The sequence below is a fragment of the Rosistilla oblonga genome, assembly GCF_007751715.1.
GTDB lineage: Bacteria > Planctomycetota > Planctomycetia > Pirellulales > Pirellulaceae > Rosistilla > Rosistilla oblonga.
Map to the genome: position 1 here is coordinate 5,982,627 of NZ_CP036292.1, position 14,137 is coordinate 5,996,763.

The 14,137-nt window shown below is 60.7% G+C and carries 9 protein-coding genes; 6 read left to right on the top strand and 3 right to left on the bottom strand.

Features of this window, described 5'->3' with window-relative positions:
- Nucleotides 1-7 precede the first annotated feature (7 nt).
- The 3 genes from CA51_RS21215 to CA51_RS21225 all read right to left on the bottom strand — a co-directional run bounded on the left by CA51_RS21215 (nt 8) and on the right by CA51_RS21225 (nt 6,089).
- Complete coding sequence (locus CA51_RS21215; protein ID WP_145123162.1) at nt 8-3,703, bottom strand: DUF1553 domain-containing protein; 3,696 nt, start codon at nt 3,701-3,703, stop codon at nt 8-10.
- A 68-nt stretch (nt 3,704-3,771) separates the two neighbouring features.
- Complete coding sequence (locus CA51_RS21220) at nt 3,772-5,496, bottom strand: FecR domain-containing protein (protein ID WP_197451366.1); 1,725 nt, start codon at nt 5,494-5,496, stop codon at nt 3,772-3,774.
- On the bottom strand, nt 5,493-6,089 hold the full coding sequence (locus CA51_RS21225) for a sigma-70 family RNA polymerase sigma factor (protein WP_145123164.1): 597 nt from the start codon (nt 6,087-6,089) through the stop codon (nt 5,493-5,495). Before CA51_RS21225 ends, CA51_RS21220 begins: the two co-directional genes overlap by 4 nt.
- A gap of 389 nt (nt 6,090-6,478) precedes the next feature.
- Here CA51_RS21225 and CA51_RS21230 point away from each other — a divergent pair, with 389 nt between their 5' ends.
- From CA51_RS21230 to CA51_RS21255, 6 genes are all read left to right on the top strand, one after another.
- On the top strand, nt 6,479-7,150 hold the full coding sequence (locus CA51_RS21230) for a hypothetical protein (RefSeq protein WP_145123165.1): 672 nt from the start codon (nt 6,479-6,481) through the stop codon (nt 7,148-7,150).
- Between the two features lie 238 nt (nt 7,151-7,388).
- Nucleotides 7,389-8,885, top strand: a complete 1,497-nt coding sequence (locus CA51_RS21235; protein ID WP_145123166.1) for a DUF1254 domain-containing protein — start codon at nt 7,389-7,391, stop codon at nt 8,883-8,885.
- A 702-nt stretch (nt 8,886-9,587) separates the two neighbouring features.
- On the top strand, nt 9,588-11,138 hold the full coding sequence (locus tag CA51_RS21240; RefSeq protein WP_197451367.1) for an Hsp70 family protein: 1,551 nt from the start codon (nt 9,588-9,590) through the stop codon (nt 11,136-11,138).
- A gap of 7 nt (nt 11,139-11,145) precedes the next feature.
- On the top strand, nt 11,146-11,922 hold the full coding sequence (locus tag CA51_RS21245; RefSeq protein WP_145123168.1) for an FHA domain-containing protein: 777 nt from the start codon (nt 11,146-11,148) through the stop codon (nt 11,920-11,922).
- An 86-nt stretch (nt 11,923-12,008) separates the two neighbouring features.
- Nucleotides 12,009-12,773 (top strand): NIPSNAP family protein, encoded by a 765-nt coding sequence (locus CA51_RS21250; protein ID WP_145123169.1) that lies wholly within the window; start codon nt 12,009-12,011, stop codon nt 12,771-12,773.
- A gap of 6 nt (nt 12,774-12,779) precedes the next feature.
- Nucleotides 12,780-14,132: a hypothetical protein gene (locus CA51_RS21255; RefSeq protein ID WP_145123170.1), complete on the top strand. Its 1,353-nt coding sequence runs from the start codon at nt 12,780-12,782 to the stop codon at nt 14,130-14,132.
- Nucleotides 14,133-14,137 lie beyond the last annotated feature (5 nt).

Below are 14,137 nucleotides of genomic sequence, written 5' to 3' on the forward strand. Positions count from 1 at the left end.
TTCTCCGTTACGGAATCCAAACAAATTCACGGTGGTTTACCAGGCTCCAGACGATGTCCTCATAGACCTCTCGCCAATCTGCTTGCAGCCGGGGGTCGGGAATTGGGCCCGCGTTTGCGCGGCGTTCCATTTCAACTTGAATTTCATTTGCCTTCGGACGCAGATGGTTAAACCACGTCACCTGTTGCAGTCGCGGTGGCGGCTCGGGCATCACGATCTCGTCGTCCGGGACGATCCGCGCGTCGAAGCCATCGGCCAACGCCAAGGTGAACGCTTGGCGTTCGGCATCGGTTGGCGTGCGACATAAAAATCGCAGGAACAACGTCTCGACAAGCTGGTCGGGGGAATCGACATCGAGCGCCAGTTCCGCCAAATCGCTTTTATAAGCGGCCCGCGTTAGGTTCATCGAAAGCGTGCCGTTGGCGAGGATGCCAGGCTGCAAGACGTTGGGATCGGTCTCGCGGTCGACGATCGGCATCTGCCGAGCTCCCGTCCAACCGAAGGCTTCCAACACGTCGACGACAGCCCGCGCCTTGGGGAGCGACAAACTAGGTCGATCGCGTTCATTCTTTAGATCGCCAAACATCCATGCACGGCTCGGGCTGCCCAGCGTTTGCCGGCTGCCCAACGCGGCGCGGCCGTCGTGCACGAAGGTCAACGGCTCGACATCGATCTCCCGTCCGGTCGCTTGATGCAGCGAATCGACCACTTGTTCCGCAGTCAATCGACGTCGCTCGGTCGCATTAAAAAATCGCAACTCAGCCGACGCGGCCAGGTTCTTCCCCGTCGCGGCACGTTGGTAAGTGTCCGACGTCGCGATCAACCGTACGATGTGACGGGTGTCGTAACCACTGGCGACCAGCTCGCGAGCGAGCCACTGCAGCAGACCGGGATGGCTCGCGATGCTCCCCTCCCAATCGTGGACCGGTTCGACCAAGCCCGCACCGATCAATTGCTTCCAGATCCGATTGACGATCACTTCGGCGAACCGCGTGTTTTGCGGCGTGGTGATCAGAGCGGCCAGTCGTTCCCGCGTATCGGACGGCTTCATCATCAACGCATCGATCTCGGGACCATCAGCGGCGCCGGTCGCCGCGGCGAAAGGCCACTCGGCGGTGACAGGTTCGTCCGGCTTCAGCGTCACTTGGATCAGCGAGACGCGATCTTTTTGGCTTTCAAAAAACGCATCCGGCACGCGACTGGTCTTCGGCACAGTGACCGATTTCCGCCCCATCATCGCCGCCAGCGAATAGAGATCGCGTTGCGAAGTGCTGTGGTAGGGAGAATCGTGACAGCGGGCGCATTGCAGTTCGATCCCCAGGAAGGCCGATGCGATGATGTGCCCTTTGGCCGCCATCGGAGCATCGTTTTCGGCGGCGATGCCGAACCCGGCACTTCCCCCTTCGGCAGCTCCGCCTCGCAGCATCAACAGCTCGGTCACCATCCGATCCAGCGGCTTGTCGTCTCGCAACGCTTCGTACACAAACCAACGAAACGGTCCGGTGCTGTTGAGCGATGCGTTCAGCAGCGACGGGTTTTCGGCGAGCGCGTCGAGCCAGAAACTCATCCAATGGTCAGCGTATCGCGGATCGTCCAGCAAGCCATCGATCAGTCGCGTTCGCTTGTCGGGATGCGAATCGGCGAGAAACGCCTGGGCTTCGGCGAACGTCGGCGGAACGCCCACGGTATCGAGATAGATCCGCCGAAGAAACGCTTGGTCGTCGACGACCGCCGCCAGTGCAACGTCGGCGTCAGCCAGCGGCGGCGCGGGCCAAACCGCTCCGTCTCGCACCCATTGCTCCAGTAGTTCGATCTGTGGTTCGGAGAGTCCATCGTCGGTCGGCGGCATCGCGCCGCTGCGAATTTGCGAAATCAATTCGCTGGCATCGAGATCGCCCGGCACCACCGCGGGGATCTCCGATTCGCCCGCCTTCAACGCCGCTTCGCGCGAGTTCAGCTTCAGATCCCCTTTGCTCTTCTCGCCGTGACATCGGAAGCACTGCTCCCGCAACAGCGGCAAAACTTTGCCATGAAAATGTTCGGCTTGCTTCGGATCGGTGTCCGCTGATGCAGCGACGGCGCCAGCGATCTTTGCCGCGACAAACCTGTCGATCGGATTTTGATCGTCGGCAGCCTGCGCCGCGACATCCACGTCGGCAGGATTTTCAGCCGCCCATTGCCGCGCGATTTCGTGACGCCGATCCCAATACGGATCTTGAGACGCTGCAGCGGCACGCCGCCGCTGGTCGTCCAGTTGAACGAGTTGTTGTTCGATTCGATCGATCGCTGGCACAACGGCTGCGTCGGTCAGAGGCAATCGTGTGTCGCCGGCACCCAGCAGGTCGTACCGCTTGCCGTCGGGAGAGAGCATCGCAACGCAGATCTCTCCCGTTTCGGTCCGGCGGCCAGGACCGCCGACAACCAGTTCCAAGACGACGCGGCAGCGACGCGTTTCGCTGTCCCCTGCGGTCTCGATCGTCGCTTCGCCAACGACCTCCTGCTGGCGGTAACCTGGCAGTCGATGTCCGGGCAGCGGCGGCTGAGTCAGCGGCTGCATCGGTTCTTCGCCATCGGGCGGACGTCCCGTCGACGATTTCGTCTTGGCTACCAATTGGCCGTCAACCCACAATCGCGCTTGCTCGCGAACCCGCATCAAAAACCGATGCGTTCCCGCTGGCAATTCGACGTCGGCGGCCATCCGCAACAACAGCGGCGCCTTCCAGCTGGACCGGATGCCCCAGCTGTCGTACTCCATCGGAAGCCGCGACAACAGGAATTCGTCTCCCGCCCATCGCATCGATTCGGCCGGCCATTCCTCACCTTCATACAGCCACCGCTCTCGCGACGGCAAGCCGCCCGAAATTTGGAACATCACGCGTCCCTCGGGAAGGTCTTGCAACTGCGGCATGACTTCGGGTTGCAGTCGGGCGATGCGAGCTTCACCGACGCGGCGGAAGCGAGCCGCCATCACTTTTTCGTCCAACACTTCGCGATGGACCGCAACCGCATCGATCAGTCCTTTGAAACCGCTGCCGATGCGGATCTCATCGTCGTCGACCACCGGCGCCAACTTGGTCGCTCCGCCCATGTCCCAGGTCCCCGTCGTCGGTTCCCCGTTGATGTAGCCGCGGATCGAACTCGGATCGCCGAAACGATAGGAGATCGCGATGTGATACCAACCGGTGTTCGTGCGGAAACTCTGCTTCGACGTCCAACGATGCCAATGCCGATCGCCGCTGCCTAACTTCGACGCGAACAGGAAATTGACTTTCGCTTCGCTTCCCTTCCCGGCCAAACGCAACGCCCAGTTCTGGTTGTCGCGAGCGAATTTCGGAGAACCGGTCCGTCCCTTGCCTATCACCACGTGCGGCGAACCCGTAATCCCGCCGATCGGGCTGACCCAAGCTTCCAGCGTGATCGCGTCGCCGTTGGTGAAGTCGAACTCGCTGTCGGCTCCCGAGTCGGGAATGCTGAAATAGCCGCCGTCGAAACGGACCGCGGTGTTGCTGGCGTCCAAATCGGGGAACTCCGGCGGCCGCGGGCCGGCCTGGTCGCGTTGGAGATTGCCGTTGGCTTTCATCGGCGTCGCTTCTTCGCTGCCAAAGTCCCAGCGTGCGACCGGCGGAGAATCACCGGGCGACCGGCTGGCGGTTGCGACAACAATCGAAATAACGGCAAGCAGGGTGGGGAGGAATCGGTGCATTGGGGAATGAACTCCGAGCTGGCATGCACTGCCAGCAGGTCGGTTGAGCAAAGGAATGAGGTGGGAAATCATGGTGTCTCTCCTGAGGCAGCCGCCATCGCTGGCAGGCCGCCAATAAATACGGGATCGACGTGGTGGCGGTCGTCCATCGCATCTTGAATGAACAGGCCGTCGACGCGCTGGCCATCGGCGTAGCCCAAATCGGAAAGGTCGATGCCGACGGCTAAGCCGCGGAATTTGAGCACCTTGCCGTTGGGGAAGCACTCCTGCGTCTGCAGGTCCGCAATCGAATCGACCGGCTGGGCGAACTGATGAATGTAGAAGGCGGTCAGATCCCGCGCGTTGGGCGACTCCATCGTCAGGTCGTAGACGCGGATCGAATGCGATCGCAGTCCTTCGCGGAAGCGAAGCGGGCTGACGTGAAAGGCATCGCCATCGGGCGGGTTGGAAAACGTTTGAAGATCGAAGAACACGACGTCGGGTCCGGGACCGTTTTCGACTGGGCTGGCGAACTTGATCGCCATTCCAGGCGTGGCGGAGGGGCCGCTCAATACGGGGTCGCTCGTCAACGGTTCGCGGCTTCCGCCGGGATTGATCGCGCCGGTGACAAGGCTGCGATCGGAAGAGGTGACGATCCGTCCGTCGGGAAGCGTCTGGCCCGTGCTAACAAAAAGGGGCCCCGGTTCGGTCGCTTTAAACGACGCAACGCGAATCGGAATCAGGTCTTCCACGGGAACGGTCACGACGCGGCCACCGCGCTGCAGCGTGACGCCGGTCAGATTTTCTGCGCCTCCATCTTCGGCGGCTGTCGTTGTTTCGTAAGCGATGATGCGATCGGGCAGTCGACTGCGATAGCGGCTGGCATCAAACGGAATCGCACGGCCGGCAAAAGCTTGGCCGCGGCTGAATTTTTGAGCGTCGCCGTCGGTCATGCGAATCGTCGGATCGCGATCGGGCATCGGTTCGTCCTCGCCACCGATGTCGTAGATGTCCGCCGCTCCTTCGATCACTTGCACCTCGGTCTCGCTCGTCTCCGAAACGTTCACCGAGAACCGCGTGCCACGATCGACCACACGCGTGGCGGGCGTCTCGACGCGAAAGCCTTCGGCGCCGTCGGGGGCGTGGACCGAACAACTCCCCACATCCAAGGCGAGGCATTCGTCGGACATCACGCGAAAGACCGCCGGGCCCTCCAGGATCGCCGACGCGCCGGCCGGGAAGGCAACTTCGATCATGCCGCTCATCAGCACATAATCCCGTTCGCCAGCAAGCACTGCTCCCACGGGAGGGGACAGTTCGCCGAAGAACTTCGCATTGGAATTGCTCGCCAAACGAACATCCGCTGCCGCCGTCGCGCCGCCAATGGGCTGGGGCGTGGTGTCGTGAGCGATCTGCGGTTGAGTTGGATTTCCGAAGTAAAACGCTGCCACAGCGGCCAGCATGATGGCGGCGGCGATTCCGAACGCGGCAGCTTTCGTACGAAACGCGTTTCCCTTCGGCAGCGTGGCAGGCGTCGACGCATCGGGTTCCATGTTGGACATCACGCGACGGACGAAGGCATCCTGATTGTCGGGCAGTCGCGACATCGCTTCGCGGACAAACTGATCTTGTCGCGACTTGGATTCGTCGACCGCCAACGCTAACAAACGATGCGTCTGAAACATGTCAGCCGCCAACGTCACGCGCTGCGGATCTTCCGCCATCAGTTGGCGCAGCTCGGCCAGACCTTGCTCGTCGAGTTCTCCCTCGAGATAGTCGGTCCAGAGCTGGGCAAAACGATCGAAAGCGTTCATTGCAGACCTCCATCGGCCCGCGCCAGTCGCGTTTCGACGCATTGTTGAAGCGCCTGGCGAGCCTTCCATAATTGTTTTTTGACTGCGGCGACCGAACGGCCGCAGCGGGCAGCCATCTCCTCGAGCGGGATTTCTTCTTCGTACCGCCAGTCGACGAAACGGCGGAGCGGTTCGCTCAGCGCATCCAGGCAAAGGTGCAAGCTATCCAAACGCGTGTCCCAGCGCTGGGGAGCTTCCTCGCTGCGGCGGTCCAATTCGCGTTGCAGCAGATCGGGCCCGTAACGCGAATGGTAATCGGCGATCCGCCGCAGCCGAGTGGTTTCGGTGCGAAGCTGGAATCGGGCGATCGTGAACAGCCAGGCGGCGAATTGCGTGCCGGGTTGGTAATCGGACAGCCGGCAATAGGCGGCGACAAACGTTCGCTGGGCCACTTCGTCGACATCGATACCGGGGGGCACGTGGCCAGCCAACCAACTGCGCAGCGGCTTCTCAAACCGGCGAATCACGGTTTCGAAAGCAGCCTTGTCGCCATCGCGGGTGCGGCGAATCGCGTCTTCAAGGTGGGCGTCGTTGGAGGGGGTGGGATCGCTCATCAGTAGATTATGGCAGCACCGGCGGTGAGGTTACCCGTGACGCCCGTTTTTTGGGAAAATTAGTCACCGCGATGTCGGATTGCACGTTTTACACGCCGCGGGCAAGCTCGAATTGCGCTGCGGAAAGGGGCGATCAGTGCCCGTAGGGGGAACGCAAAACAAGTGAGCAGCGAGTCCCCCCCGCGACGGACTTCGGATCTGGCGGGGCGCACCGCGTTTGCAATTTAGTCTGGTATGGATGCCGCAGACGCTTCAGCCGAGGTGACGCCGGTGCAAGCTCGCCGCGAGCGCCCACCCCTTTGACGTCTACACTTGCTGCAGGATAATTCGATTCGAGAATCGCGCACCGGTTGCGTTGGTTCGGTCGTGGGGCACATTTTACGAGAGCCATGTTCGATTCGCTGCAGACTTGGTTTGGCATTCCGCCGCAGGAACAGCCAGCCAATCACTACCGCTTGCTGGGCATCGAGCTGTTCGAATCCAGCGTCGAGACGATCGATGCTGGGTTCGAACAGCGGATGACGTATCTGCATGGCTGTTCGACGGGAGAGCACGCCGAACAAGCCGAAAAGTTGATGAACGAGGTCTCCGCGGCTCGGCTGATCCTGCTGAATCCTGAGAAGAAGGCGAGCTACGACGCTTCGTTGCGGCGATCGTTGGCCGCTCCCGTCGTCGCGGTCGCGGCGGCACCAGTCGTTCCCGCAGCCCCCGCGGCTCCAATCTCTCCTCCAGCCCGACCTGCACCGCCGCGTCAGGCTCGGCCGACGCTGGCTCCACCGGTCCGTCCGTCGGCCCCTCAAAATCCCTTTGGTTCGCTCAGCCCTCGTTCTGCCACGGACGCCAAGAACTTTGCGATCCGGACGCCCGAGAGCGACTCGCGCGACGCGGAGACGCCGAAGTCGAACCGCAACGCTCAGAACTGGATCATCGTCGGCTTTTCGGTGCTAGTCAGCTGCCTGCTGCTGGGGCTGGTCGCGTTGATTCTCGCCCTGGTCAATCCCTATGTCCCACCTAGCCCGGGGCAAAGCCAACCGAGCGCCGTCCGCAATTCAGCTCCTTGATCAGACCAGCGCGAGCACGTAGAGGAAGTCGTCAAGACTTTCGTTCCACCGCCCACAGGGCCGACCGTTCGCACGGATTGCCAGGTCTCGATACACTATGATTCGGTTGAGAACCACGTGGGTAGATCCGGTGGCCCGATGGCGACTAACGCTAATCTCTTGTCGCACCTGCACGTGAATCAAAACGTGTAACTCAATCTTCCATCCGCACCAAAAATCAAACCCGAAACCGAATTAGATGAAACAAACCAAATCAGTCATTCCCCACGGGACTCTGGCCCGCCGACTCGTCGCCGTCGCGCTGACGACCACACTTTTCGTCGGTTGCAATAAAAAGGGCGACACCATTTCGTCGGCAGAGGAGGCTGACAAGAAAGCTGGCATTGCCGCCCCCGGCATCGAGGAAACCAAAGCGATCGCCGAGGAGGGCTTCATCTACGGACTGCCAATCGTGATGAACTATGCGGTGATGAACGAATTCAGCGTCGACAAGAACTCGGGGCAGTTCAAGGCCCCGTTTAATGTCCTCAATAGCGAAGCCCGAGTCGCCACTTATAAGGATACGGCGGTAGTCACCCCCAACAGCGATACACCGTATTCCTTCCTGTGGCTCGACCTGCGCAGCGAGCCGATGGTGATCTCGGTTCCGGCCGTGGAGAAGGACCGCTACTACTCGGTGCAGTTGATCGATGGCAATACTTATAACTACGGCTACATCGGCAGCCGTTCCACGGGAACCGAGGCGGGTAAATACCTGGCTGTTGGGCCCGACTGGAAAGGCGACAAGCCGGCGGGCATCGACAAGGTCTTCCACTCCAGCACGCCGTTTGGTGTAACGCTTTTCCGCACCCAACTGTTCAATCCTGCCGATATGCCCAACGTGGTGAAGGTTCAGGCCGGCTTCAAGGTGCAACCACTGTCCGCCTTCCTGAATCAACCAGCGCCCCCTGCCGCACCGGAAATCGATTTCATCCCGGCGACCACCAAGGGGATTAAGAAGAATTTCTACGAATATCTCGACGCCGCGCTCGCGACCGTGCCGGAGACACCGGAAAACAAGCCGGTTCGCGAAAAGCTGGCCAGCATTGGTATCGGACCGGGCAAGTCGTTCGAATTCAAGGATCTCTCCGACGAACACAAGGCGGCCGTGCTGCTGGGGATGAAAGAGGGCGACGACAAGGTGAAGGCGTTCATCGCTGGAGCAGGCAAGGATCAGAATGGCTGGCAGGTGGGAGGGGTCTCTGGTGGAGATCATGCCTACTACAACAGCGACTGGCTCAAGCGTGCTGCGACGGCAAGCGCAGGGCTCTACGCAAATGACGCCGCCGAAGCCACCTACCCGTTGACCCGCAAAGACGCCGATGGTGAAGAGCTGGATACCAGCAAGCACAACTACACGCTTACATTCGACGAGGGCAAACTGCCACCAGTAAATGCCTTCTGGTCGGTGACGATGTATGACGGCAAGAGTCAATTGCTGATCGAGAATCCGATCGATCGCTATCTCATCAATTCGCCGATGTTGCCGGACATGAAGAAGAACGATGATGGCTCGGTGACAATCTACATCCAGAAGGAGAGCCCTGGCGCCGACAAGGAATCCAACTGGCTGCCCGCTCCCAACGACACCGCCTACCTCGTGATGCGGCTCTATTGGCCTAAAACCGAGGCTCCTTCCATCCTGCCGCCGGGCGAAGGCACTTGGCAACCGCCGGGAATCGTCAAGACGAACTAGTTCTTTTCGATTCGACGACACGCGATCGAGCCGCTCCCCTACCGGAGCGGCTCGCGTTTTTTACCGCTCGACCGTAAATCACTCTGGCGTAGCGGAAGTCGTCAAGACTTTCGTTCCACAGCCCAGCATTCACGAAACTCTTGACGAGTTCCGCTACGGGAGCCGCGCACCTGTCGGGGCTGAGCCAATAAATGAAGCCCGTTCGGGACAGGCATGAAGCGCATTTTCGTTTAACCGCGGTGGCAACGCCCCGCGCGTCCATAGCCATGCCTTCCCGCAGCGTTTGAGTCCTTTAGACCTAACCGAAGCGATCGCCCCCAACCGGGGCTGAGCCGATAGTCGAAGCCCGATCGGCACAGGCTTGAAGAGCATTCTCGTTTAACCGCGGCGGCAACGCCCCGCGCGTCCATAGCTAGGCGCACGCATGACGCCGTTCCTCCTTGGCGTAGCGGAAGTCGTCAAGACTTCGTTCCCCAGCCCCGGCATTCCGAAACTCTCGACGAGTTCCGCTACGTGGTTCAGTGAACGATTTCGGGCACGTCAAACCGGGACGGAGAATGGATCTTCGATCGCGGGGTTCCTCTTGTTACAATAGGGCTCCAGCGGGGATTTTGCGTCGACCAGATTGACGCCTCGGGCAAACTTCAACAACGGAAACGGGCTCTTTCGGCGTTCGTTTCACTTCTTTCGAGCAGCACCTACTTGAACCAAAAAGCAGACAATATCGTCGGCATCGACCTGGGAACCACTTTCAGCGTCGTCGCGCATCTCGACGCTGCGGGGATTCCGCGGACGGTGACCAATGCCGAGGGAGACCTGACGACGCCCAGCGTGGTGATGTTTGAAGAGAACGAATTTGTCGTCGGCAAAGAGGCGGCCAAGGCGGCGGCGTTGTTTCCCGACAAGGTGGCGGAGTTCGCCAAGCGGGAGATGGGCAAACCGATGTTCTCCAAATCGTTTGGCGGCCAATCGTTTCCGCCGGAGGTGATCCAGTCGCTGATCCTGGAGAAGTTGAAACGCGACGCGGCCGACAAAATTGGCCCGATCACCAAAGCGGTGATCACGGTGCCGGCCTACTTCAACGAACCCAAACGCCGCGCCACTCAAGACGCCGGTCGACTGGCGGGGCTCGAAGTCTTGGCGGTGATCAACGAACCAACCGCTGCGGCGATCGCCTACGGTGTCTCCGAAGGCTTCTTAAATGCTCAAGGCGAATCGCAGCGAGCTGAAACGATCCTGGTCTACGATCTCGGCGGCGGCACGTTCGACGTGTCGGTGATGCGAATCGATGGTCAGCACTACGAAGTGATCGCCACCGATGGCAACGTGATGCTGGGAGGCGCCGATTGGGATCGCTGTTTGGCAAAACATCTGGTCGATCGATTCGCCGACGAACATCTGATCGATCCCTGCCAAGATCCCAATGCGATGGCGCGGTTCATGCGCGAAGCCGAAGAGGCCAAGCGGACGTTAAGCGCTCGGTCGCAGGCCAACGTGTTGATCGAATTCGCCGGCGCGGTGATGCGAACAACGGTTACGCGGGCGGAGTTCGATGAACTGACAGCCCATCTGTTGGAACGGACGCGGTTCACCGTCAACAAAGTCATCAAAGAAGCGGGGCTCGGGTGGGACGAGGTCACGCGGGTGCTGCTGGTTGGCGGTTCGACGCGGATGCCGCAGGTCGGCCAGATGTTGAAGCAGCAGAGCGGCCGGGCGGCCGATCGATCGCTTTCGGCCGACGAAGCGGTTGCTCACGGAGCGGCTCTGTACGGCAAGATCTTGCAATCGCGGCAAGCTGGCCAGCCCGAATCGATCCAGGTGACGAACGTTAATTCGCACGCACTGGGCGTATTGGGAATCGAAAAAGCGACCGGCCAACCTCGCAATCGCGTGATGATTCCCCGCAACTCACCTCTCCCTTCATCGCACACAGCTCAATTTGAAACGCACAAATCGGGTCAGCCCAACGTGGCGGTCCAGGTGGTGGAAGGAGGCGACAGCAGCGGCCAGAATTCCACGATGATCGGCAAGTGTGTCGTCCACGATCTGCCGCCGGGCCTGCCCGCCGGAACGCCGGTCTGGGTGAAGTTCCAATACGACGCCGACGGGATGTTAGGCGTCGCCGCCAGCCTGCCGAGCGTTGGCATCACCGCGAGGTTGCAGATTCAACGCCAGAGCGGACTGACCGACAGCGCGTTGACCGATTGGAACGACAAGATGAAAGAGATCTACAGCGCCCTCGATTTGGACTGATGCGATCGTGGCTGTGGAACTCTCACTCGACAACGGCCAATGCCAAGTCTTCGCGAAAAACGAAGTCACCGTCGGTTGCGCCAGCCGATGCGACTTCGTCATTCCGCCGCTCGATGGAATCAACGACACGCACGCGGTGATCCGCCGCGTCGCCAACCGTTGGATGATCCAAAGCAGTGGCCCGTGGCAGCTGTTCCCCGCCGAAACCCCACCCGACACGCGGCACTGGATCGAATCTGCGACCGCGATCGATCTAGCCCAGCGCGGCCCAACGCTACACTTCCGCATCGATCCGACAGCCGTTGTGGCCGCCGATCGGCAACCGATCTCCGCTGCCCAACCTCCCAAACCAACTCCGCTCCAAGCTCCACCACAACCGATCGCAACATCGCAGCCTGTGCCGGTGCGTCCCAGCCAGCGGCCGACAGCACCGGCTGAATTCGACGACCGCGGATCGCCGCATCCCGATCAACATGGTCGCCCCTTCAACGATCCGGCAGAAGGATCACGCTCGGGGCATGCCTCCGCAATTCCGCGGCTCGGCCGCGCCGACACATTGCGTCGCCGGCGCTCCCTCGGGTTCATGGGCTTTGTCGCTGAAGCGATCAAGGTCGTCCTGGGCGCCGCCGTTGGGCTCTCTTGCAGCTACTACATTATGTGTCGCTTCCTGCCCGACTCTGCGCTGCTGCAGTTAATCGCTGCCGAACTGCCGGCAAACCTGCAGCCGGAGGTGATTCGGGGAGAGCAAATCGGCGGCGAACAAAACAGCGATCCGCCGCAGTGATCTTGTGTTATGATATCGGCTCCCCGGCTGCGACCTGCACGCCTCACCAACCTGATAAAATTCCAGTTATTGGAGAACCCTCCCCGATGGTCCGAACTCTCGTCTCCCTCCTGATCGCAGGTGTCATGATGACGCAGTCCTTCGCTGTCGAAGGCAAACAGTATTTCGAAATCCGCCAATACAAACTGAAAGAGAACGCCGACCCAACGCTGTTGGATGCCTATCTCTCCGACGCCCTGCTGCCGGCGCTAAACCGAATGGGCATCGAGCCGGTTGGATTGTTCAAGACCGATTCGAGCGAAGAGCAGGAATCGCGGTTCGTCCTGATCCCGCTGGACGACGCCGGTCAAGTTGCCGAGATCCCAGCCAAGCTGGCGGCCGACAAAGCTTATGCCGAAGCGGCGACCGAATACAATCAGATCCCACCATCGACACCGATCCTCGATCGCGTCCGCAGCGAGTTATTGATCGCGTTCGACGTGCTTCCCCGCTTGAATCAGCCCGAGCTGAGCAAAAACAAAGAGCAGCGGATCTTCGAACTGCGAACCTACGAAAGCGCCACCGAACACCGCGGCGATCTGAAAGTGGAGATGTTCAATTCGGGTGAGGTTCCGATTTTCTTGGACTGCGGAATCCAACCGATCTTCTTCGGTCAAGCGATCGTTGGCGACAAGATCCCCAACCTGACCTATATGACTGTCTATCCAAATCAGGAAGCCAAAGACGAAGGTTGGAAGAAGTTCCGCGTCCATCCCGATTGGAAAGTCCTGAGCAAGAAGGAACGTTATGCCAACACGGTTAGCACGATCCACAAATGGAACCTGTTGCCGCTGCCCGCAAGCCAGCTGTAACATCCGATGAACGCAGCGGAATCCCAGCCGCTGCAACGTCTCGCGAAGGCCGATGCCATGCATCTGCCCGGAGGACGGTTTACGCTGGGATTGCCCGATGCGAGTCGCCACGCCGCGGCCGTCGGGATCGGTAATTCCATCTGTTGGATTCCCGACAGCGTCCGCTGGCGGCGCCCGCTCTACGCGGTCGTCAGTTCTCGGATCGGCCGCCATCTGCATCGTCGATGCGATTGGTTTGCGTTGTTGCGACAAGCGATCGCCGCGACGCAGCAGGATGGGGCAACGCTGTTGATCAGCGAAGGAACTGCCGCAGCCCCTTGGGTTGGGCGGGCTGCCCAACGTTTCGCGTGCCCCGCGATCACGATCTGCGTGAGCCCCGACAACGAAGACTTCGACCGCTGGCTCGGCCGGATTCAAAAGCATCCGCCAGCCGATCGGATCGCGATCTCGCCTCCCATCGCTCCATCGACCACGCTCGCCGACGCCCCTCGCCGCGATGCTGTGGCGATCTTTCTCGCCGATCGAGTCTATGCGCCGTTGGTCTCCCGCGGCGGCAATATCGATCGCCTGTTGGATCGACGCCTCAACGATCGACGCTGGAATCCTGCAAGCGTTTGGATTGCGATCGATCCCAAAAATCGTGGCGTCCCGTCGCACATCGATCGCGGCGCCGTCGGCTGGATGATCTCCGCAAGAAATGATCCGGTAGCTGTCACGCCGGGCGAAGTGCCACGAGAAGGGGACCTCTCACTCGGTGAACTGTTATCGCAGCGAGGCGAATCGGATGCTGCCGACCGCTGGCCCTATCTGGTCCACTGCACGCGAGAGCGGGATGGGGCGTGGCCCGATCAAAGCGAAGTCGACTTTCACGACGAACTGCTCTCGGGCGACTGCAACTGCGAATCGGGACCGCTGGCGACGCTGCGGCGGATCTTGCAGACCGGGCGGCTGTTAGCGACTGATCGACTGACGCGCGGCAGCCAGCCGGTCGTCTGCCTTTCGGCTCGCCCGCTAGCCGATCTACTGGGCGGCCGCGTTTTCCGGTCCCATCTGGGACGCTGGGACTACGAACCGTATGGGATCGCGATCCACCGCAGCCTACTGGAAACGCAGGGCGGCCGGCCGGCGATTTACGGCGACGCGGACGACTTCGACGCGCTGCCACCAGCCGATCGAACCTATTTCCAAGATCGTGGCACCACCCACGACTGGCGACTGGAAAAGGAATGGCGAATCGCAGCGGATATCGATCTGACGACGATTGCCAGCCACGAAGCGTTTGTCTTTGTCCGCTCGGTTAGCGATCTACCGCCGATCGCTCGCTACTGCCGATGGCCGATTGTCGTCGTTGGCGTATAATGCCA

Coding starts and splice junctions, on each gene's coding strand:
- CA51_RS21225 (WP_145123164.1), bottom strand. CDS start 6,089: ATGAGCGATCCCACCCCCTCCAACGACGCCCACCTTGAAGACGCGATT.
- CA51_RS21235 (WP_145123166.1), top strand. CDS start 7,389: ATGAAACAAACCAAATCAGTCATTCCCCACGGGACTCTGGCCCGCCGA.
- CA51_RS21215 (WP_145123162.1), bottom strand. CDS start 3,703: ATGCACCGATTCCTCCCCACCCTGCTTGCCGTTATTTCGATTGTTGTC.
- CA51_RS21220 (WP_197451366.1), bottom strand. CDS start 5,496: ATGAACGCTTTCGATCGTTTTGCCCAGCTCTGGACCGACTATCTCGAG.
- CA51_RS21230 (WP_145123165.1), top strand. CDS start 6,479: ATGTTCGATTCGCTGCAGACTTGGTTTGGCATTCCGCCGCAGGAACAG.
- CA51_RS21250 (WP_145123169.1), top strand. CDS start 12,009: ATGGTCCGAACTCTCGTCTCCCTCCTGATCGCAGGTGTCATGATGACG.
- CA51_RS21255 (WP_145123170.1), top strand. CDS start 12,780: ATGAACGCAGCGGAATCCCAGCCGCTGCAACGTCTCGCGAAGGCCGAT.